Origin of the sequence: Apilactobacillus apisilvae, assembly GCF_023380225.1 — a bacterium.
Classification (GTDB): domain Bacteria; phylum Bacillota; class Bacilli; order Lactobacillales; family Lactobacillaceae; genus Apilactobacillus; species Apilactobacillus apisilvae.
In genome coordinates, this window is sequence record NZ_CP093362.1 from 1,447,118 (window position 1) to 1,469,670 (window position 22,553).

Sequence of the window (22,553 nt, forward strand, 5' to 3'; positions counted from 1 at the left end):
TTAGAACAGGAGGCAATTAATTGCGTAATAACAATGGAATATTCAAAAACAGTCTGTTCTACATTGTTGCTTTCTTGATTTTGATGGGAGTCTTTTTCTTTGCCACCTCTGACAAAGGACAAACTCAAAACCAAGAAATTCAATCTAGTCAGTTTGTTAAACAATTAAAAGATAATAAGATAAAGGATTTTGCTGTTCAACCTTCTGATGGTGTTTATAACATTTCTGGGAAATACAGAGAAGCACAAGAAAGTACTTCTGATAGCAGTAATCTATTATTTGGTAATTCTAAGAAAACTACTAAAATTTCTTCTTTTAAGACCAATGTATTGAAGAATAATAGTACTATTTCTGAAATTACTAATTATGCTAAAAAGAACAATATTAACATGAATGCAAAAGAAGCGGATACTAATGGTGGATTTTGGACTAACTTGTTAATTTCAATTGTTCCGATGATTATTATCTTGATTTTCTTCTTTATTATGATGAACCAAGCCGGTGGTAAGAACGGTGGTAAAGGTGGCATCATGGGTGTTGGTAAATCTAAAGCTAAGCCTACACATAGTGATGTTAAATTTTCAGATGTTGCTGGTGAAGAAGAAGAAAAACAAGAACTAGTTGAAGTTGTTGAATTCTTAAAGAATCCAAAGAAATACTCCAAACTAGGTGCTAAAATTCCTCATGGTGTTTTATTAGAAGGACCTCCTGGTACTGGTAAAACTTTACTTGCCAAAGCGGTTTCTGGTGAAGCAGCAGTGCCATTCTACTCCATTTCAGGTTCTGACTTCGTTGAAATGTTCGTTGGTGTTGGTGCTAGTCGTGTTCGTGACTTGTTTACTCAAGCTAAAAAAGACAGTCCTGCCATCATTTTCATTGATGAAATTGATGCTGTCGGTAGAAAACGTGGTAACGGTATGGGCGGTGGCCATGATGAAAGAGAACAAACGCTTAATCAATTACTTGTTGAAATGGACGGTTTCTCAGGTAATGATGGTGTTATCGTTATAGCTGCTACTAACCGTGCTGATGTTTTAGATCCCGCTTTAACTAGACCTGGTCGTTTTGATCGTAAGGTCTTGGTTGGTCAACCAGATGTTCGTGGTAGAGAAGCTATTTTGAAAGTTCATGCTAAGAACAAGCCAGTTGCTGATAATGTTGATTTACATGAAATTGCTAAGCAAACTCCTGGATTTGTGGGTGCTGATTTAGCTAACTTGTTAAACGAAGCTGCTTTATTAGCTGCTCGTCGCAATAAGGATAGTATTGGACCTTCTGAATTAGATGAAGCTGAAGATCGTGTAATCGCTGGACCTGCTAAGAAGAATAAAGTTGTTAGCAAGAAAGAACAAAATATCGTTGCTAATCACGAAGCTGGACATACAATTGTTGGATTAGTATTAAATGATGCTCGTGTTGTTCACAAAGTTACGATTGTTCCTCGTGGTCGTGCTGGCGGATATGCAATTATGCTTCCTAGGGAAGACCAACAATTAATGTCTAAGAAGAATGCAATGGAACAACTTGCTGGATTAATGGGTGGTCGTACTGCCGAAGAAATTATCTTTAATTCAGAATCTTCAGGAGCTTCTAATGATTTTGAACAAGCAACTAATTTAGCTCGTGCTATGGTTACACAATATGGTATGAGTGAAAAATTAGGAACTGTTCAGTTAGAAAGTCCTACTCAAGATCCATATGCACGTAATTATTCTGAAAAGACTGCAGCAACTATTGATGAAGAAGTTAGAAACTTTATTAATGAAGCACATGGTGAAGCTCATGATATTATTGAAAGTCATCGTGAACAACATCGTGCGATTGCTGATGCTTTAATCAAATACGAAACACTTGATGAAAAGCAAATCTTAAGCTTATACCGTACAGGTAAAATGCCAGAAGAAAATAATGAAACAAATGAAAATTCATCATTTGAAGAATCAAAAAAAGAATTAGAAAAAAATGATGAAGAAAAAGAAAATAATGATTCAAATAATCAAGAATAATTGATTTAATAAAAACGTGGGTTAAATGCTATAATTTAACTCACGTTTTTTAAATATATTAATATCGAAAGAGGTTATTATAATGACAGACTATTTAACAAAAAGTGTCACTAAAGATGGAATGTTTAGGGCATATGCAATGGAAGCCACAGATTTAGTTAGTGAAGCACAAAAGGATCATAATACTTGGCCTACTTCATCAGCAGCGTTAGGACGAAGCTTAGTTGCCAGTTTATTACTTTCATCTTCTGTATTAAAAGGGAAGGAAAGTATGACGGTTAAAGTAATGGGAGATGGTCCTGCTGGAACAATCGTAGTTGATGCTGACGCTAATGGATATGTTAAAGGTTATATGCATAATCCACATGTTGATATACCTTTAAATTCTCATCATAAATTAGATGTTGGTGGTGCTATTGGTCATAATGGAACACTTCAAGTAATGAAGAGTCAAGGAGGCGATGAGCCTTATACTAGTAATGTTGATTTAGTGTCTGGTGAAATTGGGGATGATTTTACTTACTATTTGGCTCAATCAGAACAAATTCCTTCAGCAGTTGGAGTTTCAGTTTATGTAAATGAAGATGGAACAATTGGTGCAGCTGGAGGGTACTTAATTCAAGTTCTTCCAGGTGCTTCTGATGATGCTATTGCTAATTTGGAAAAACGTTTGAAATCAATTCCAATGATTTCTGAATTATTTTTATCAAAGCAAAAACCTGAAGATATTCTTAAATTAATTTTTGGTGAAGATAATTTAACATTACTACAAAATCTACCGGTTGAATTTAAATGTGATTGCTCAAAAGAAAAATTTGCTAACGAAATTGTGGGAATTGGTGCAAAAGAAATTAAAGCGATGATTGATGAAGATCATGGAGCGAAAGTTGTTTGCAACTTTTGTGAAACTGAATATAATTTTAGTGAAGACAATTTAAAAAAATTAGAAGTAGCAGCTTCATCTAAGATAAAAGGTGATGAAAAATAGTTGATTTTATATTTATATGCTATTATGTTTAGCAAGATAGATATATGATTATTTTATGAGGTGAAATTTATGGAATGGAAAATTGGCGATGTTACAATTCCCAATCAAGTAGTGGTTGCTCCAATGGCAGGAGTAACTAACACTGCTTTTCGAATGATTTGTAAAGAATTTAATGCAGGATTAGTTGTCTGTGAAATGATTTCTGATCGTGGAATTATGTACAATAATCAAAAAACTTTGGATATGATTAATGTTGATGCAAAAGAACATCCAATGAGTATTCAAATTTTTGGTGGAAGTAAAGAAACATTGGTTGAGGGTGCTAAGTTCATTGATCAAAAAACTGAAGCTGATATTATTGATATCAATATGGGATGCCCAGTTAACAAAGTTGTTAAAACTGATGCTGGTTCGAAATGGTTATTGGATCCTAATAAGGTCTATGAAATGGTAAAGGCAGTTACTTCTGCTGTTAATAAACCAGTTACAGTTAAGATGAGAACTGGTTGGGATGAAGACCATATTTATGCTGTACAAAATGCTCTAATGGCTGAAAAAGCTGGAGCATCAGCAGTTGCTATGCATGGAAGAACTAGAAAGCAAATGTACCAAGGTAGTGCTGACTGGGATGTTTTAAAAGCAGTTGCTGATAAATTAACCATTCCATTTATGGGTAATGGTGATGTTACAACTCCGCAAAAGGCGCAAGAAATGCTTGATTATGTTGGCTGTGACGCCGTTATGATTGGGCGTGCTGCCGAAGGTAATCCATTTATGTTGAAACAAACCGCTCATTATTTGGAAACTGGTGAAATTTTACCAGAACCTTCTGTTGAAGAAACTATCCAGACTGCTAAGGAACATTTGCACCGATTAGTAGGCATTAAAGGTGACTTTATTGGTCCCCGTGAGTTTAGAGGACAAGCTGCATACTATTTGAAAGGTTTAAGACATTCCGCAAGAACTAAAGCTGCTTTAAATTCAGCTGATACAGAACAAGAAATGAATGATATCTTCGATAAATTTTTAGAAAAATCACTTAAAAAAACAGTCACCAAAGCATAGTTTTAATTAAAATTAATGGTTTGAAGATAATTTATGGTATTATTATTATAGAAAATAATTTATTCTGATGGAGGTATTACTGTGGCAAAAGAAAAGCAAATGAATGATCAATTGCGAGTTCGTCGCCAAAAGATGAATGAATTACGAGAAGAAGGCATCGATCCATTCGGTAGTCGTTTTGAACGTACTCATTTAGCTAAACAATTACATGAAGAATATAACGATTCAACAAAGGAAGATTTAGAACAGCTAGATAAAAAAGTTGTTATTGCTGGTCGTATGATTGCAAAACGTGGTAAAGGTAAAGTCGGTTTTGCTGATTTACAAGATCGTTCAGGAAAAATTCAACTTTACGTTAGAAAAGATGTTGTTGGTGAAGAAACTTACCATATCTTTAAACGTTCTGATATTGGCGATCATTTAGGCTTTGAAGGTGAAGTTATTAAGACTGACATGGGTGAACTTACTGTTAAAGCTACTCATGTTACTTTCCTAGCTAAAGCATTACGTCCATTACCAGATAAGTATCATGGTCTACAAAACAAAGAACAAAAATATCGTCAAAGATATTTAGACTTGATTGCAAACCGTGATAGTTTTGATCGTTTCCAAAAACGTACTAAAATTATCTCAGCTATTCGTAGCTACTTAGATAATCAAATGGACTGTACAGAAGTTGAAACTCCAGTATTGCATAACCAAGCCGGTGGTGCTAATGCGCGTCCATTTATTACTCATCATAATGCACTAGATATTGATTTATATTTACGCATTGCACTAGAATTACATCTTAAGAGATTAATTGTTGGTGGAATGGAACGAGTATATGAAATCGGCCGTGTGTTCAGAAATGAAGGAATGGATCAAGATCATAACCCAGAATTTACTGAATTAGAATCATACATTGCATATTTTGATTTTCATGATGTAATGGATGAAACTGAGGGTATTTTTAAGTCTGCATCTAAAGTTGTGTCAGACAATGGTATCATTGAATACCAAGGTGACGAAGTAGACTTTAATAAGCCATTTGAACGTTTACACATGGTTGATGCTATTAAAGAATACACTGGCGTTGATTTCTGGAAAGAAATGAGTTTAGAAGATGCTCGTAAATTAGCTGATGAACATCATATTGAATACAAGGATTTCTGGAAAGTTGGACACATTATTAATGAATTCTTTGAAGAATTAGTTCAACCTAAGATTAAAAATCCTACGTTTATTTATGGTCATCCAGTTGAAATTTCACCATTGGCTAAGAAAAATGCTGATGATTCAAGATTTACTGATCGTTTTGAATTATATGTTTCTGGAATGGAATATGCTAACGCGTTCTCTGAACTAAATGATCCAATTGATCAAAAAGCTAGATTTGAAGCCCAAGCAGCAGAAAAAGCTCAAGGTAATGATGAAGCTCAACCTGTAGATTTGGACTATGTTGAAGCTCTAGAATATGGTATGCCTCCTACTGGTGGATTAGGTATTGGAATTGATCGTTTAGTTATGTTGTTAACTAATGCTGAATCAATTAGAGATGTTTTATTATTCCCAACTATGAGACCAGAAGATAATTCTGAAGAATAGTAATATAAAAAATTCTTACAATTAACTGAAATTATAATATTGAGCAGATAAATAAAAGCACTTTTGATAAAATTATTATTTTAATTTTGTAAAATAATATAATTCGGAGGTGCTTTTTTTATGATCGATAACAAACATTCATATGAATCAATAACTAGGTAAAAAGTATAAATATAATAAAATCAATTTATAGTTACCTATTTGATTAAGAAAAGACTTTGGGCTAATAAATGAAATTAGGTAACCAATAGTCTCTGGAATATAGGAAATTATTTGCTCCATTAAACAATTATAAATTTTTTTATTTATTTCTATTGACGTGAGTGTTTATTCTTGATATTATTGTTCCTGTTGTCATTTTGGTAACAAATTTTACAAGTTGTTTAAATATTTATTAAAAAAAGTTGTTGACTTTTACTTGTAAAGATGGCATAATAATTATTGTTGCGTTGCTGATAAAGCAAACGGCAATAAAAAATAATTATAAAAAGTTGTTGACGTTAAGTTGTTAACATGATATAATTAAAAAGCTGCTCAATGAAGCAGATAACTAATAAGTAGATCTTTGAAAACTGAACAAGATTGATAATCGATGATGTGTAAGGATTCTTATAATTTAGATTATAAGAAATTAAAACACAGCGAAGTCAATTCGCTTTTAAAAACAATTAATTTGATGAGCTAGAAAAGCTTTTCATCTATAAGATGAGAGTTTGATCCTGGCTCAGGACGAACGCTGGCGGCGTGCCTAATACATGCAAGTCGAACGAGTCCTCCCAATTTGATTTTATGCTTGCATAAAAGATTTTTGGATTCGGGACGAGTGGCGAACTGGTGAGTAACACGTGGGTAACCTGCCCTAAAGCAGGGGATAACATTTGGAAACAAGTGCTAATACCGTATAATTAGTTGGAACCACATGGTTCCAACTTGAAAGATGGCTCTGCTATCACTTTAGGATGGACCCGCGGCGTATTAGCTAGTTGGTGAGATAAAAGCCCACCAAGGCGATGATACGTAGCCGACCTGAGAGGGTAATCGGCCACATTGGGACTGAGACACGGCCCAGACTCCTACGGGAGGCAGCAGTAGGGAATCTTCCACAATGGACGCAAGTCTGATGGAGCAACGCCGCGTGAGTGAAGAAGGGTTTCGGCTCGTAAAACTCTGTTGTTAAAGAAGAACAAGTGTAAGAGTAACTGTTTACGCTTTGACGGTATTTAACCAGAAAGCCACGGCTAACTACGTGCCAGCAGCCGCGGTAATACGTAGGTGGCAAGCGTTGTCCGGATTTATTGGGCGTAAAGCGAGCGCAGGTGGTTTTTTAAGTCTGTTGTGAAAGCCCTCAGCTCAACTGAGGAAGTGCAGCGGAAACTAAAGAACTTGAGTATAGAAGAGGACAGTGGAACTCCATGTGTAGCGGTGAAATGCGTAGATATATGGAAGAACACCAGTGGCGAAGGCGGCTGTCTGGTCTATTACTGACACTGAGGCTCGAAAGCATGGGTAGCGAACAGGATTAGATACCCTGGTAGTCCATGCCGTAAACGATGAATGCTAGGTGTTGGAGGGTTTCCGCCCTTCAGTGCCGCAGCTAACGCATTAAGCATTCCGCCTGGGGAGTACGACCGCAAGGTTGAAACTCAAAGGAATTGACGGGGGCCCGCACAAGTGGTGGAGCATGTGGTTTAATTCGATGCTACGCGAAGAACCTTACCAGGTCTTGACATCTTCTGCCAACCTAAGAGATTAGGTGTTCCCTTCGGGGACAGAATGACAGGTGGTGCATGGTTGTCGTCAGCTCGTGTCGTGAGATGTTGGGTTAAGTCCCGCAACGAGCGCAACCCTTATTATTAGTTGCCAGCATTAAGTTGGGCACTCTAGTGAGACTGCCGGTGATAAACCGGAGGAAGGTGGGGATGACGTCAAATCATCATGCCCCTTATGACCTGGGCTACACACGTGCTACAATGGATGGTACAACGAGTCGCGAAACCGCGAGGTCAAGCTAATCTCTTAAAGCCATTCTCAGTTCGGATTGCAGGCTGCAACTCGCCTGCATGAAGTTGGAATCACTAGTAATCGTGGATCAGCATGCCACGGTGAATACGTTCCCGGGCCTTGTACACACCGCCCGTCACACCATGAGAGTTTGTAACACCCAAAGACGATGGAGTAACCTTCGGGAGCTAGTTGTCTAAGGTGGGACAGATGATTAGGGTGAAGTCGTAACAAGGTAGCCGTAGGAGAACCTGCGGCTGGATCACCTCCTTTCTAAGGATATTACGGAAACTTACATTAGGTTAATCAATCTTATTCAGTTTTGAGAGGTTTACTCTCAAAAGAAGCTTATGCTTTTTGGGCCTATAGCTCAGTTGGTTGAGAGCGCACGCCTGATAAGCGTGAGGTCGATGGTTCGAGTCCATTTAGGCCCATAGGACTAGTGGATTACCACAAAACCTTATATGGGGAATTAGCTCAGCTGGGAGAGCACCTGCTTTGCAAGCAGGAGGTCAGCGGTTCGATTCCGCTATTCTCCATTGACACGAAAGTGTTGAACTTGGTTCTTTGAAAACTAGATATTATTAATTTCTAAAATTAACATTAAAATTTGTATTAAATACAATTTTAACCGAGAACACCGCGTTATTTTGAGTTTTTTAAAAAGTTTTATTCGTATTATACTCAATTAACCAAACATCACGAAGTGATGAACAGGTTAAGTTATGAAGGGCGCATGGTGGATGCCTTGGCACTAGGAGCTGATGAAGGACGGGACTAACACCGATATGCTTCGGGGAGCTGTACGTAAGCTTTGATCCGGAGATTTCCGAATGAGGAAACTCGATAACCTTAATCGGTTATCACCAATTAGTGAATTAATTAGCTAATTTGGCGGCAGACGTGGGGAACTGAAACATCTAAGTACCCACAGGAAGAGAAAGAAATTTCGATTCCCTAAGTAGCGGCGAGCGAACGGGGAACAGCTCAAACCAAAGAGCTTGCTCTTTGGGGTTGTAGGACTGAACATTTGAGTTACCAAGTTAGACAATAGTCGAACTAGCTGGGAAGCTAGGCGATACAGGGTGATAGCCCCGTAGACGAAATTGTTTAACCTCAGTTCAGGATCCTGAGTACAGCGACACACGTGGAACGTCGTTGGAATCCGGGAGGACCATCTCCCAAAGCTAAATACTCCCTAGTGACCGATAGTGAACCAGTACCGTGAGGGAAAGGTGAAAAGCACCCCGGAAGGGGAGTGAAATAGTTCCTGAAACCATGTGCTTACAAACAGTTAGAGCCCGTTAATGGGTGATAGCGTGCCTCTTGTAGAATGAACCGGCGAGTTATGTTAACATGCAAGGTTAAGGTGGATAAGACCGGAGCCGTAGCGAAAGCGAGTCTGAATAGGGCGTTTGAGTATGTTGAGATAGACCCGAAACCAGGTGATCTACCCATGTTCAGGCTGAAAGTGCGGTAAAACGCACCGGAGGGCCGAACTCGTGTACGTTGAAAAGTGCTGAGATGAAATGTGGGTAGCGGTGAAATTCCAAACGAACTTGGAGATAGCTGGTTCTCTCCGAAATAGCTTTAGGGCTAGCCTCGGATTTAGAATCATGGAGGTAGAGCCACTGTTTGGATGAGGGGCCCGTCATGGGTTACTAAATTCAGATAAACTCCGAATACCATTGATTTATATGTCCGGGAGTCAGACGATGAGTGATAAGATCCACCGTCGAAAGGGGAACAGCCCAGACCACCAATTAAGGTCCCTAAATATATGCTGAGTGGAAAAGGATGTGGAGTTGCACAGACAACTAGGATGTTGGCTCAGAAGCAGCCACCATTTAAAGAGTGCGTAATAGCTCACTAGTCGAGTGATTCTGCGCCGAAAATTTACCGGGGCTAAGCATATTACCGAGATTGTGGACATGACGTAGTCATGTGATAGGAGAGCGTTCTAAGGGCAACGAAGTTAGACCGTAAGGACTGATGGAGCGCTTAGAAGTGAGAATGCCGGTATGAGTAGCGAAAGATTAGTGAGAATCTAATCCACCGAATGACTAAGGTTTCCTGGGGAAGGCTCGTCCTCCCAGGGTAAGTCGGGACCTAAGCCGAGGCCTAGAGGCGTAGGCGATGGATAACAGGTTGATATTCCTGTACTAGTTAATTATGTTTGAACGATGGAAGGACGTAGGAGGCTAACTTGTGCGCACTATTGGATGTGCGTTCAAGCAGCAAGTCAGTTGAAGAGTGAAATGCTTTTTAGCGGGTTGACAAGCTGTGATGAGGACCGAATTTAAGTAGGGAAGTAAGCCATGTCACACTACCGAGAAAAGTTTCTAGTGAGTAATTAACTACCCGTACCGCAAACCGACACAGGTAGTCGAGGAGAGTATCCTAAGGTGAGCGAGTGAACTCTCGTTAAGGAACTCGGCAAAATGACCCCGTAACTTCGGGAGAAGGGGTGCTGCACTACGTGCAGCCGCAGTGAAAAGGCTTAGACGACTGTTTATCAAAAACACAGGTTTCTGCAAAATCGTAAGATGAAGTATAGGGGCTGACGCCTGCCCGGTGCTGGAAGGTTAAGTGGATGAGTTAGCTTCGGCGAAGCTCAGAAACGAAGCCCCAGTAAACGGCGGCCGTAACTATAACGGTCCTAAGGTAGCGAAATTCCTTGTCGGGTAAGTTCCGACCCGCACGAAAGGCGTAACGATCTAAGCACTGTCTCAACGAGAGACTCGGTGAAATTGAGATACCTGTGAAGAAGCAGGTTACCCGCGACAGGACGGAAAGACCCCATGGAGCTTTACTGTAATTTGATATTGGGTGTTGACATAGCTTGTACAGGATAGGTAGGAGCCGTAGAAACCGGAACGCTAGTTTCGGTGGAGGCATTGTTGGGATACTACCCTCGCTGTGCTAACACTCTAACCCGCACCACTTATCGTGGTGGGAGACAGTGTCTGATTGGCAGTTTGACTGGGGCGGTCGCCTCCCAAATAGTAACGGAGGCGCCCAAAGGTTCCCTCAGAATGGTTGGAAATCATTCGCAGAGTGTAAAGGCACAAGGGAGCTTGACTGCGAGACAGACAGGTCGAGCAGGGACGAAAGTCGGGCTTAGTGATCCGGTGGTACCATATGGAAGGGCCATCGCTCAACGGATAAAAGCTACCCTGGGGATAACAGGCTTATCTCCCCCAAGAGTTCACATCGACGGGGAGGTTTGGCACCTCGATGTCGGCTCATCGCATCCTGGGGCTGTAGTTGGTCCCAAGGGTTGGGCTGTTCGCCCATTAAAGCGGTACGCGAGCTGGGTTCAGAACGTCGTGAGACAGTTCGGTCCCTATCCGTCGCGGGCGTAGGAAATTTGAGGGGAGCTATCTCTAGTACGAGAGGACCGAGATGGACATACCGCTGGTGTACCAGTTGTCCCGCCAGGGGCACAGCTGGGTAGCTATGTATGGCTGAGATAAACGCTGAAAGCATCTAAGTGTGAAACCCACCTCAAGATGAAATTTCCCATTCCTTTGTGGAAGTAAGACCCCTAAGAGATGATTAGGTAGATAGGCTAGAAGTGGAAGTGCAGCGATGTATGGAGCGGACTAGTACTAATTGGTCGAGGACTTAACCAAGTAAGGTTGTTCTCATTTAGAAATGATAATATCTAGTTTTGAAAGAACGAAGTTCTTTTAGAAAAATAGTGTGGTGGCGATAGCTAGAAGGATACACCTGTTCCCATGCCGAACACAGTAGTTAAGCTTCTAAACGCCGAGAGTAGTTAGAGGATCGCCTCTTGCAAGGGTAGGAAGTTGCCGCGCTTATTATTCCGAATTAGCTCAGTTGGTAGAGCACCTGACTGTTAATCAGGTTGTCGTCAGTTCGAGTCTGACATTCGGAGTACTGAAAAGTGCTAACTTCTTGGTTAGCACTTTTATATTATTAAAACCATTTTGCCGGCTTAGCTCAGTTGGTAGAGCATCGGTATCGTAAACCGGCGGTCACAGGTTCAAGTCCTGCAGCCGGCATAAAAGCCAAATTGTTTTTACTTTTTGGCTTTTTTATATACTTATATGTAATAAATATATGTTTAGGAGTGGTTATTACTTGAAAAAAAAATATAAATTTTTGGATGAAACTTTTAATAATCAACCTAATGGATTATCAACATTAATTTCTACTGAAACTTTTGAAAGGTTCACATACTATGGTACTAGAGCGACGTTATTATTCTATATGTATTATTCCTTAAAAGAAGGGGGGATTGGTTTAAATCTAGCTAATGCGATTTCCATTTTTTCTATTTTTGGATCATTAGTATATCTTTTTTCAGTATTGGGTGGTTATGTTAGTGATAGACTTTTGGGTAATTATAGAACAGTATCTTTAGGTGCTATTCTAATAATAATTGGTCAATTATTATTATCTTTACCATTATTCAAAATTCCACTATTGTTTATATCTATAATATTTTTAATTTTTGGAACTGGTTTACTTAAAACAACTATATCTTCAATAGTTGGTAACCTTTACGAAAATAAAGAATCTATGATGGATTCGGGATTTACATATTATTTATCGGGTGTAAATTTAGGAGCACTACTTGCTCCCATGATAATTGGATTTATAGGAACTCATATTAATTTTCACTTAGGATTTTTAGTTGGTGCAATATCCATGATTATCGGTTTTATTAATTACAAAGCTAATTCATATAAATATTATAATTCTAAAAATATGTATCCAATTAATCCAATTGAACCCAATGATTTAAAAAACTTATTTATAAGAATAATAATTGGTGTTTTCGGAATAACATTAATAACTATATTAATGTTTGAAATAGGATCTTTTAATATCAATAATATTATTACTATGATTAGTATTTTTATATTAATAGTTCCTATTTTATATTTTATCTTTATGTTTTTTAGCAGAAAAGTAAATGATATTGAAAAATCTAATCTAAGTATATACTCATTTTTCTTTATTTCAGCTACTATTTTTTGGATAATAGAAGAACAGGGACCTACTATTTTTGCAGTTATAGCAAATTTAAATTCAGATAATAATTTTTCACTTAATAAATATATTCTCATAATAATTTTATTTATTATTATGTCTATATTTATATTGTTATTAAGGAGTAGAAAAAATATAAATAAAATTACTATATTTTTTTCTATAGCTTTTATTTTTTTATCTATATTAATATATTGTTTTAAGAGTATTGATATTCATATTCCTTCTTCTTGGTACCAATCTTTAAATCCATTATTTATATTAATATACACTCCGTTATTTGCTAAGCTATGGTCTAAATTTAAATGCTCTGCATTTTTAAAATATTCAATTGGACTTTTCTTTGCAGGGATTGGTTGTTTTATTATGATAATTCCCACCTTGCTAATACCTAGCATCAATATGAAACCTATGTGGCTATTATTGTCTATCGGATTTATTGGTATCGGTGAAATGTTAATATCACCAATAGGAATGTCTTTAACTAATAAATTGATGCCAAAGGCTTTTGGATCACAAATGATGGCTATTTCTTATCTTCCTTATGCTAGTGCTCAAGCTATTAATTCTCAAATATCAAAATATTATATGTTAAATCCTCATATGTATTTTATTATCCTTGGATGTATAGGAATGACAATGAGCTGTATATTCATATTATTTTTAAAAAAATTTAAAAAAATTTAAAAATAATATTGACTATTTATCTAAAATTAGATATCATATTATTTGTTGGTTGATATGAACTAACAGGCATAAATAATTTTAAAAATTTTAAAATTATTTATTGACAATATACGTTAATAAATGATATTATATATATTGTTGATTAATTGATATCTTTCGGAGGGGTAGCGAAGTCTGGCTAAACGCGGCGGACTGTAAATCCGCTCCTTCGGGTTCGGTGGTTCGAATCCACTCCCCTCCATATTATTGGGTTATAGCCAAGCGGTAAGGCATCGGGTTTTGATCCCGTGATGCGCTGGTTCGAATCCAGCTAGCCCAATATTTAATGACTAACTTGTAAAAGTTAGTCATTTTTTTTATGTTATAATAATATTATTATTTAATTTTGGAGTTGATTATTTATGAAGATTGGCTTTATTGGTGTAGGGTCGATGGCTAAGGCTATGATTAGAGGATTTATTAAATCTAATCAGGTTAAGCCACGAGATATTTTTGTTCATAGTAAACATGCTGAGAATTATAAAAATTTTTCTAAAGACTATGATTTAAATGCCATGGACTCTAATGAAGAAGTTATTGATTCTAGTGATTATATTATTTTAGCAATTAATCCTGATGATGTTATTGATGTATTAAAAAATGTAAGAGATTTGTTAGATAATAAAGTACTTATTTCTATTGTTTGGGATTATGATTTACAACGCCTGGAAGAACTTACTAATTATGATTTACCAATTATGCGTATGGTTCCTAATGTCAACGTTGAAGAGAATTCAGGAAGTATCGCTTATAATTACAATAATAATCTGCAAGATAATCAATTAAGCTCTACAATAAATACATTTAAACTCTTAGGTAAAATGATTAAAGTATCGGAAGATAAAATTAATATTGCTGGATCTTTAGTTGGATGTACACCAGCTTATGCTTATTTATTTGTTGAAGCCTTTAGTCAAATAGCTGTTAAATATGGCATTAATAAAAAAGATGCTAATGTAATGTTAACTCAAGCTGTAAAGGGTTCTATGGAAACAATTTCTAAAAGTTCTCTTAGCACTTCAGACCTAATTGATAATGTTTGTTCACCTGGTGGTAGTACCGTAAAAGGACTTTTAGCATTAAAGGAAAATGGCTTTGAAAATGCAATTATGAAATGTTTTGATGCTACCCAGGGTCGCCACTAGGAGGTTTATAATTTTAATGGTTTTACCAATTTATATTCAAATTCATAACAAAATTAGAAAAAAGGTTGAAGATGGTGTATGGAAACTAGGGGAAAAAATTCCTTCTGAAAGGGAACTTTCTGTTAATTTTAATGTTAGTAGAATGACATTACGTCAAGCTATTCAAACTTTAGTAGATGAAGGCATTTTAGAACAAAGAATGGGTTCAGGAACTTTTGTTACTAATGAAAAGATTCAAGAAAAAATGTCTGGAGTCACTAGTTTTACGGATATAATGTTAGCTCAAGGTAAGAAGCCTTCTAGTAAAACTATTTCGTATCACTCTTTGGAACCTTCATTAAGTGAAGTTGAAAAATTAAAAATTAATCAAAATGAAAAAGTTGTTAGAATGGAAAGAATTCGTTATGGCGATGGTTTACCCATTTGTTTTGAAATTGCAACTGTTCCAGAAAAAATTGTTCAAAACCTAAGTAAATATGACGTAACTAATTCTTTTTATGCATCTTTAGAAAAGAAACTAGGTTTAATTCCTAAAGTTTCTAATCAGACAGTTTCTGCAACATTGGCATCTGAAAAAATTTCTGATTATTTAGATATTAAAAAGGGTGATGCTATTTTATTAATGCGACAAACAACAGCATTACAAAATGGAGAACCTTTTGAGTATGTAAGAACTCAATACGTGGGAGAACGTTTTGAATTTTATTTAGATAGTAAAAAGAGTACTTTTGAATAATCATTCATAAGTACTCTTTTTATTTTGTCTTTTAACTAATAGGATAAATTTGGGTAATGCTAACATTCTTTTAAAACGTGATGGTTCTTTTATTAATCGATAAAGCCATTCAATATTATGATCAATCCAAAATTGAGGAGCCCGATTTGTGTGTCCTGATAAAACGTCAAAACTACCGCCTAAGCCAATCCAAAGACTACTTAGTCTATCTTTGTATTTAACAATGAAATTCTCTTGCTTTGGGAAACCAAGAGCTACAAAGACCATGTCTGGTTTTTTATTAAGAATGTCATTAGCAACCACTTCTTCATTTTTAAAATAACCATCCTGAGTACCTTTTACTATTAAATTAGGGTAATCTTTATTTATTATTTTTTTTAAGTCGCTCATTACTTCTGGTTTAGCACCAATGAAATATGCAGACTTATTATTTTTATTCCCCCAATCTAATAAATCTAATAAGATATCATATCCAGTGATTCTTTCAGGCATTTTTTCTCCTAAAATTTTAGCTCCCTTTAAAATTCCAACACCATCAGCTACTAAGTAATCAGCTTTTTTAATTTTTTTACTATATTGTTCATGATCCAATGCATAGGTTACAATTTCAGGATTAGCAGTAACGATAAAAGTGTTTTGATTTTTATCAACTCTTGCTTTGATTGTTTCCATAAATTTTTTAAAAGTGGTATTTAAAAAATTAAATCCCAAAATATTAATTTTATTATTTTTCATTTTTTCCCTTTCTAGGTTAATTAATTATGATTATTTCTTTAATTAATGATAAAATAAAAGACAATAAAAAGCGATATGATTAGGAGGATTTTATTCTATCATGGCAGAAATTTTTGATAATTTAACTTTGCACACTGATGCATATGAAATCAATATGATGCAAACATATTTTCAACAAGGCAAACAAAATCGTCGTAGTGTCTTTGAAGTTTATTTTAGAAAAATGCCTTTTGGTAATGGTTTTGGTATCTTCGCTGGATTAGAACATGTGATTAATTATATAAAAGATATTAATTTCACAGATGAAGATATTGCATTTTTAAGAAAAGACGGTGACTATAGTGAATCTTTCTTAAAATATTTAAGTAATTTTAAATTTCAGGGGACTATTCGTTCGGCAGTTGAAGGCGACTTAGTATTTAATAATGAGCCGATCCTACAAGTTGAAGGTAATGTTTGCGAGTGCCAATTAGTTGAAACTGCAATTCTTAATATTGTTAATTATCAAACTTTAATTGCTACTAAGGCAGCTAGAATTCGTTTGGCCTGTGATAAAGATCCTTTACTAGAATTTGGTAGTCGTCGTGCCCAAGAAACTTCTGCATCATTGTGGGGAGCGAGAGCAGCCTATATTGGTGGATTTGATGCTACTTCTAATGTTTTAGCTGGTAAAGAGTTTGGCATTCCTATTAGTGGAACGCATGCACATTCATTAGTAGAGTTCTTTCAAGATGATTATTTAGCATTTAAAGCTTATGCAGAAAGCCATCATGAATGTGTGTTCTTAGTGGATACTTTTGACACAATCAAAAGTGGAGTTCCTAATGCTATTAGGGTTGCTAAAGAAATGGGCGATAAGATTAATTTTGCCGGTGTTAGAATTGATTCTGGTGATATGGCTTATTTGTCTAAACGTGTTCGTGAAATGTTAGATGATGCTGGCTTTCCTAATGCAAAAATTTATGCATCTAATGATTTGGATGAACAAACGATTACTAGTTTAAAAATGCAAGATGCTAAGATTGACGTCTGGGGAATTGGAACTAAGCTAATTACTTGTTTTGATCAACCAGCCTTGGGTGCAGTTTATAAGATGGTTTCTGCTGAAAATGATGAAGGTAAGATGATTGATACAATTAAATTATCTAATAATGCTGAGAAAGTATCGACACCTGGTAAAAAACAAGTTTGGCGAATTACTGAGAAAAAAGATGGTAAGTCTGAGGGAGACTACATTTCATTTAGTGATGAGGATCCTAGAAAACAACAAAGTATTTACATGTTCCATCCTCAATTTACTTATATTAATAAAACCTTGAATGATTTTGATGCTAAACCGCTATTGAAAACTATTTTTGAAGATGGTGAATTAGTTTATAATCAACCATCGTTAAAATCAATTAAAGAATTCTCTAATAAAGTTTTGTCATCATTATGGCCTGAGTATAAACGTGAATTGAACCCGCAAGAATATCCAGTTGATTTATCATTAAAATGTTGGCAAAATAAAATGGAAATTATTAAAGATGTTCATGAAACAATTAAAAACAAAATTGAAAAAGGAAAAGGTGAACTTTAATGCGTTCAATGCAAAAACAAATTATTGACGACTTAAAAGTAAAGCCATCAATTGATCCTAAACAAGAAATTAGAAATAGTGTTGATTTTTTAAAAGACTATTTAAAGAAATTTTCTTTTTTGAAATCATTAGTATTAGGTATTTCAGGTGGCCAAGATTCCACGCTATCTGGTAAAATTGCTCAGATGGCTATTAGCGAAATCAGAGAAGAAACTGGCAACCAAGATTATCAATTTATCGCAGTTCGCTTGCCATATGGTAAACAAGCTGATGAATCTGATGCTATGGATGCTATTAAATTCATGAATGCTGATAAAGTAGTTAGAGTTGATATTAAAGAAATGGCTGATGCTGCAGTTAATGCAGTTGAAGAAGATGGTCCTAAAATTTCTGATTTTAATAAGGGAAATATCAAAGCTCGCGAAAGAATGATTGCTCAATATGCAATTGCTGGACAATCATCTGGCGCTGTATTAGGAACTGATCATGCCGCTGAAGCAGTTACTGGTTTTTATACTAAATTTGGGGATGGAGCAGCCGATATTACACCACTTTGGCGTCTAGATAAACGTCAAGGTAAGGCAATGTTAGAATATTTAGATGCACCTAAGCATTTGTATGAAAAAACACCAACCGCAGATTTAGAAGATGATCGTCCAGCTTTACCTGATGAAGCTGCTTTAGGCGTTCGATACGATGATATTGATGATTACTTAGAAGGTAAAGAAATTTCTGAAAAGGCTGCTTTGACTATCGAAAATTGGTATAATAGAACAGCCCATAAACGTCATTTACCCATCAATATTTATGATGATTTTTGGAAATAGAGAGGATATTTAGTAATGAAAAAGAATAAAATGGCAATGTATGCTTCAATGTTATCTGATTTAATTTCAGGTACTAATGAAACCGGTGAAAAGATGAGTAAAGATTACGAACCACTAGAAAAAGCTATGGATAAATCAGATTTAAGTGGTATTGATTTGGTTTCAACAAAGAAAACTTTTCAAGATGGAACCAATACCTACAAAACTTACTTAGATAAGTTAAGTTCTGCTGATGTACCAGCTAAGACATTGGGAATGCATTCTAATTTAAAATCAGCTTATGCTAATTATGTAAAAGGTTGCCAAGATATGGTTGATAGTATTAAAGATGATGATATTGATAAAGATTCATTCAATCAAGCTGGTGATTTACAACAAACTAGTATCGAAAAAGTTTTTAAATATGCACAAAAAATTATGATAACTGCTTAGTTAATGGTGGTTGATAATGAAAATTATCAACTGCTTTTTTTTATGAAAATATAAATGCTATAATATTTAATAAATGAACTTATATTGAGGAGTGAGAAGCTTACCTTGAATGTAGAAATTATTAAAGCGGTTGCTAATAATTTAAAAGATTATTCAATCAAGCAAATAAATGCTGTTATAACAATGCTGGACGCTGGTAACACAGTTCCTTTTATTGCTCGATATCGAAAAGAAAAAACTAACAGTTTAGATGAAGTGCAAATTCGATTAATTGAAGATGAGAATATTAGAATTAATCATTTGTTTAATCGTCAAGATGAAGTAATTAAATTAATTGAAGAACAAAATAATTTAACTAAGGAATTATCTAGTAAAATTAGGTCTGCAAATAATTTACAACAAGTAGAGGATTTGTACTTACCATATAAAAAGAAACGTAAAACAAAAGCTGATATCGCCAAAGAACAGGGGTTAGAACCATTAGCTCAAAAGGTTTTATCTTATGATAACTCTTTTGAACAACATTCAGCTGATTTTATTAACGAAGACTTAAATAATAAAAGTGACGTTTTGAATGGTGTGCATGAAATTTTAGCAGAAAAATTTGGCAATATTGCTGAATATCGAGAATGGGTTCGTCAATACACTTTTCAAACTGGTTCTTTGAATAGCAAGAACAAGAAAAATTCGAAAGATGAAGAACAAGTTTATAAAAATTATTATGAATTTGAAGTTCCCATTAAAAAATTAAAAAGTTATCAAGTCCTAGCAATTAATCGTGGTGAAAACGATAAAATTTTGACAGTTAAAGTAGTTGTTAATAAAGACAAAATTCTAAGATATTTATTTAATCAAGTCAATCATAATAAGCGCGGAAAAGCTGTGGAGTTTATTGAGAATAGCATTAAAGATGCTTATAATCGATTTATTGGTCCTGCAATTAATCGTGAAATTAGGAACCAAATAACTTCTACTGCCGATGAGCATGCAATTAAAATTTTTGGTAAAAATTTATATAAGTTATTAATGCAATCGCCCTTAAAAGGTAAGACAGTAATGGGCTTTGACCCTGCATATCGAACAGGTTGTAAGTTAGCAGTTGTCGATAATAACGGTAAATTTCTGGATAAATTAGTAATTTATCCGCATAAACCAGCTAGTAATCATCAACGAGAACAAGCATTAAAATTATTTCTAGATTTTATTAAAAAAAATCATGTTGAAATGATAGCAATTGGTAACGGTACAGCTAGTCGTGAATCTGAACAATTTGTAATTAATGCAATTAAGAAAATACCGTGGGATTTATATTACGTAATTGTTAATGAAGCAGGTGCTTCGGTTTATTCTGCTAGTCAAAACGCACGTGATGAATTTCCTGAATTTAATGTTGAAGAGCGTTCGGCGGTAAGTATTGGCAGAAGATTACAGGATCCGTTAGCTGAATTAATTAAAATTGATCCTAAGTCAGTGGGTGTCGGTCAATATCAACATGATTTGCCTGAAAAGCAACTCGATCAAAGCTTAAATCGAGTTGTCGAAACAGCTGTGAATAACGTTGGTGTTAATGTTAATACTGCTAGTGTAGAATTATTAACCCATATTTCTGGAATGAATCAAAATGTAGCTAAAAAATTAGTTAAATATCGTAATGAAAATGGTCGTTTCAATAATCGTGTCTCTTTATCAAAGGTTCCAAGATTAGGTAAAAAAACTTATGAACAATCAGTTGGCTTTTTGAGAATTATTGATGGTGATAATAAGTTAGATAATACCGATATTCATCCAGAGAGTTATCCAATTGCTGAAAAAATTATCAAATTAACCAATATTGATATTAATAACTTGGGTTCAGACTTTATGCTTGATAAATTAAATCAAATTAATATTAATGAATTTATCAGTGCTAATCATTTTGGAAAAGAAACAGTTTATGATATTTTTAATGGGTTAAAAAAGCCAGGCCGTGATTTTCGTGAAAATATGCCTAAGCCTAAATTAAAACAAGATATTTTAAAAATTGAAGATTTATCAGTAAATATGAAATTACAAGGAACTGTTAGAAATGTGGTTGATTTTGGTGCTTTTGTTGATATTGGTTTAAAACAAGATGGACTAATTCATATTTCTAATATGAGTGATAGTTTTATTTCAGATCCAAATACTATTGTTTCAATTGGTGATGTAGTGACTGTTTGGGTTAAAGACATTGATGTTAATCGTAATCGTATTCAGTTAACAATGATGGATCCAGAAAAGAATTGATTAATATGACTAATAAAGAATTACAATTACTGGTGGAGAAAATATCTATAACTAGTTTTGCTAGACGATTTCTTCACAAAGTTTATTTTAATGCTCGGTTGAAGACTACTGGTGGTCGATATCATATGGATTCACATAATATCGATATTAATCCTAAAATGCTTAGTGAGCATTCATATAAAACCTTAGTGGGTGTTATTAAGCACGAGCTATGTCATTATCATTTGCATTTAGCAGGTTATTCTGGTAAACATAATACAAATGATTTTAAAAATATGTTAAAAGCAGTTGGTGGATTAAAATATGCACCATCACCAGATAAAACTAATCAAATAAAGTATATTTGTACAAAATGTGGTCAAATTTATTTAAGAAAACGTCGAATTGATACTAGACGTTACGTTTGTGGTAAATGCCATGGAAAATTAATTAAGCAAGGGATGATTTAATTGGATAAAAAATTAATTGTTAGAGTGCCTTCAACTTCGTCAAATTTGGGTGCGGGATTTAATTCTTTGGGAATTGCGTTTCATTTATACTATACAGTTATTGTTGAAGAAGAGATGGATGAATGGCAAGTTAACCACGCTTTGGGTGATGACATACCACATGATGAAAATAATTTAATTGTCCAAACGATTTTATCGATCAATTCAAAGATCCATCCACATCAATTAACAGTAATGTCTGATGTTCCTATGGAAAGGGGAATGGGGTCTAGCACCACAGCTGTCGTTGCTGGAATTAAGATTGCGAATGCTTTAGGTGATATGGATTTATCATTAGATCAGCAAATTAATATTGGTTCAAAAATTGAAGGACATCCTGAAAATGTAACTTCAGCAATCCTAGGTGATTTAACAATTTCTACTTTTGATGGTGATATGTGTACTACTGTTAAAGCATCAATGCCTAAAAATATTAATGTTTTGATGTTTATTAAAAATAAAGAATCTACTAAACCGAAGCGACCTTTACCTAAAACAATTAAGTTTAATGATGCGATTCAATCTAGTAGTTTTGCAAATGTTTTTGTTGCGTCAGTTATGAGTAATGAATGGAGCAAAGCTGCCGAAATGATTGAAAGAGATAAGTTTCACGAACATTATCGTGAAAAAGATGTTCCTGAATTAAATATAATTAGAAAATATGCTCATGAAATTGGAATTCGTGGAACTTATATTAGTGGTTGTGGTCCAACAATTGCTACTTTTGGCACCGAATCAGAATTAAATAAGTTAAGGGATGTATTAAATAATCATGAATTGGACGGTAATTTTAGATTATTAAAAATTGATTATGAAGGTGCATCAGTTCGTGGCGAATAAGTTATTTATAATATAATGATATTTGTAAAAACGGCTACAATTTATTATAATAATAGTTGTAGTTGTTTTTTGCGGCTATGGCGGAATTGGCAGACGCGCAAGATTAAGGAT

14 protein-coding genes, 6 tRNA genes and 3 rRNA genes are annotated in these 22,553 nt (G+C 35.0%); 22 read left to right on the forward strand and 1 reads right to left on the reverse strand.

Annotation, left to right across the window (positions count from 1 at the left end):
• Window positions 1-83: 83 nt before the first annotated feature.
• The 16 genes from ftsH to MOO46_RS07265 all read left to right on the forward strand — a co-directional run bounded on the left by ftsH (window position 84) and on the right by MOO46_RS07265 (window position 15,276).
• Window positions 84-2,006 carry an ATP-dependent zinc metalloprotease FtsH gene (ftsH, locus tag MOO46_RS07190; protein WP_249511727.1) on the forward strand — a complete coding sequence of 641 codons (1,923 nt, stop codon included), beginning with the start codon at window positions 84-86 and terminating at the stop codon, window positions 2,004-2,006.
• A gap of 82 nt (window positions 2,007-2,088) precedes the next feature.
• Window positions 2,089-2,994, forward strand: a complete 906-nt coding sequence (gene hslO, locus MOO46_RS07195; RefSeq protein ID WP_249510994.1) for an Hsp33 family molecular chaperone HslO — start codon at window positions 2,089-2,091, stop codon at window positions 2,992-2,994.
• Window positions 2,995-3,063: 69 nt separating this feature from the next.
• A complete protein-coding gene (gene dusB / locus MOO46_RS07200; protein ID WP_249510995.1) occupies window positions 3,064-4,059 on the forward strand; it encodes a tRNA dihydrouridine synthase DusB in 996 nt (331 codons plus the stop codon).
• Window positions 4,060-4,140: 81 nt separating this feature from the next.
• Window positions 4,141-5,646, forward strand: coding sequence for a lysine--tRNA ligase (gene lysS, locus MOO46_RS07205; RefSeq protein WP_249510996.1), 1,506 nt, complete (start codon window positions 4,141-4,143; stop codon window positions 5,644-5,646).
• A 701-nt stretch (window positions 5,647-6,347) separates the two neighbouring features.
• A 16S ribosomal RNA gene (locus MOO46_RS07210) occupies window positions 6,348-7,920 on the forward strand.
• An 86-nt stretch (window positions 7,921-8,006) separates the two neighbouring features.
• Window positions 8,007-8,081, forward strand: a tRNA-Ile gene (locus MOO46_RS07215).
• Window positions 8,082-8,113: 32 nt separating this feature from the next.
• Window positions 8,114-8,186, forward strand: a tRNA-Ala gene (locus MOO46_RS07220).
• A gap of 177 nt (window positions 8,187-8,363) precedes the next feature.
• A 23S ribosomal RNA gene (locus MOO46_RS07225) occupies window positions 8,364-11,282 on the forward strand.
• A gap of 69 nt (window positions 11,283-11,351) precedes the next feature.
• Window positions 11,352-11,468, forward strand: a 5S ribosomal RNA gene (rrf, locus tag MOO46_RS07230).
• Together the 16S, 23S and 5S rRNA genes with 4 tRNA genes alongside form the textbook arrangement of a ribosomal RNA operon.
• Before the next feature lie 7 nt (window positions 11,469-11,475).
• A tRNA-Asn gene (locus MOO46_RS07235) sits at window positions 11,476-11,548 on the forward strand.
• 54 nt (window positions 11,549-11,602) lie between these two features.
• A tRNA-Thr gene (locus MOO46_RS07240) sits at window positions 11,603-11,675 on the forward strand.
• A gap of 79 nt (window positions 11,676-11,754) precedes the next feature.
• Complete coding sequence (locus tag MOO46_RS07245; RefSeq protein WP_249510997.1) at window positions 11,755-13,356, forward strand: peptide MFS transporter; 1,602 nt, start codon at window positions 11,755-11,757, stop codon at window positions 13,354-13,356.
• 158 nt (window positions 13,357-13,514) lie between these two features.
• A tRNA-Tyr gene (locus tag MOO46_RS07250) sits at window positions 13,515-13,597 on the forward strand.
• Between the two features lie 6 nt (window positions 13,598-13,603).
• Window positions 13,604-13,675: transfer RNA gene (locus MOO46_RS07255), tRNA-Gln, on the forward strand.
• 82 nt (window positions 13,676-13,757) lie between these two features.
• Window positions 13,758-14,540 (forward strand): pyrroline-5-carboxylate reductase, encoded by a 783-nt coding sequence (gene proC, locus MOO46_RS07260; protein ID WP_249510998.1) that lies wholly within the window; start codon window positions 13,758-13,760, stop codon window positions 14,538-14,540.
• A gap of 16 nt (window positions 14,541-14,556) precedes the next feature.
• The gene (locus MOO46_RS07265) at window positions 14,557-15,276 is read left to right on the forward strand and encodes a GntR family transcriptional regulator (RefSeq protein WP_249510999.1); all 720 of its coding nucleotides are present in this window, start codon (window positions 14,557-14,559) and stop codon (window positions 15,274-15,276) included.
• On the opposite strand, the gene MOO46_RS07270 is transcribed toward MOO46_RS07265, so the two are convergent.
• Window positions 15,277-16,011 carry a WecB/TagA/CpsF family glycosyltransferase gene (locus MOO46_RS07270; RefSeq protein WP_249511000.1) on the reverse strand — a complete coding sequence of 245 codons (735 nt, stop codon included), beginning with the start codon at window positions 16,009-16,011 and terminating at the stop codon, window positions 15,277-15,279.
• Between the two features lie 100 nt (window positions 16,012-16,111).
• Between MOO46_RS07270 and MOO46_RS07275 the strand changes: the two genes are divergently transcribed.
• The 6 genes from MOO46_RS07275 (at window position 16,112) to thrB (ending at window position 22,442) form a co-directional block, all read left to right on the forward strand.
• Window positions 16,112-17,590 (forward strand): nicotinate phosphoribosyltransferase, encoded by a 1,479-nt coding sequence (locus MOO46_RS07275; RefSeq protein ID WP_249511001.1) that lies wholly within the window; start codon window positions 16,112-16,114, stop codon window positions 17,588-17,590.
• Entirely contained in the window at window positions 17,590-18,417 is an 828-nt protein-coding gene (gene nadE, locus MOO46_RS07280) for an ammonia-dependent NAD(+) synthetase (RefSeq protein WP_249511002.1), read from the forward strand. Before MOO46_RS07275 ends, nadE begins: the two co-directional genes overlap by 1 nt.
• 15 nt (window positions 18,418-18,432) lie before the next feature.
• Window positions 18,433-18,849 (forward strand): hypothetical protein, encoded by a 417-nt coding sequence (locus MOO46_RS07285; protein ID WP_249511003.1) that lies wholly within the window; start codon window positions 18,433-18,435, stop codon window positions 18,847-18,849.
• A gap of 105 nt (window positions 18,850-18,954) precedes the next feature.
• Window positions 18,955-21,114 (forward strand): Tex family protein, encoded by a 2,160-nt coding sequence (locus MOO46_RS07290; protein WP_249511004.1) that lies wholly within the window; start codon window positions 18,955-18,957, stop codon window positions 21,112-21,114.
• A 5-nt stretch (window positions 21,115-21,119) separates the two neighbouring features.
• Complete coding sequence (locus MOO46_RS07295; RefSeq protein WP_249511005.1) at window positions 21,120-21,563, forward strand: SprT family protein; 444 nt, start codon at window positions 21,120-21,122, stop codon at window positions 21,561-21,563.
• The gene (thrB, locus tag MOO46_RS07300; RefSeq protein ID WP_249511006.1) at window positions 21,564-22,442 is read left to right on the forward strand and encodes a homoserine kinase; all 879 of its coding nucleotides are present in this window, start codon (window positions 21,564-21,566) and stop codon (window positions 22,440-22,442) included.
• Window positions 22,443-22,553: the final 111 nt, after the last annotated feature.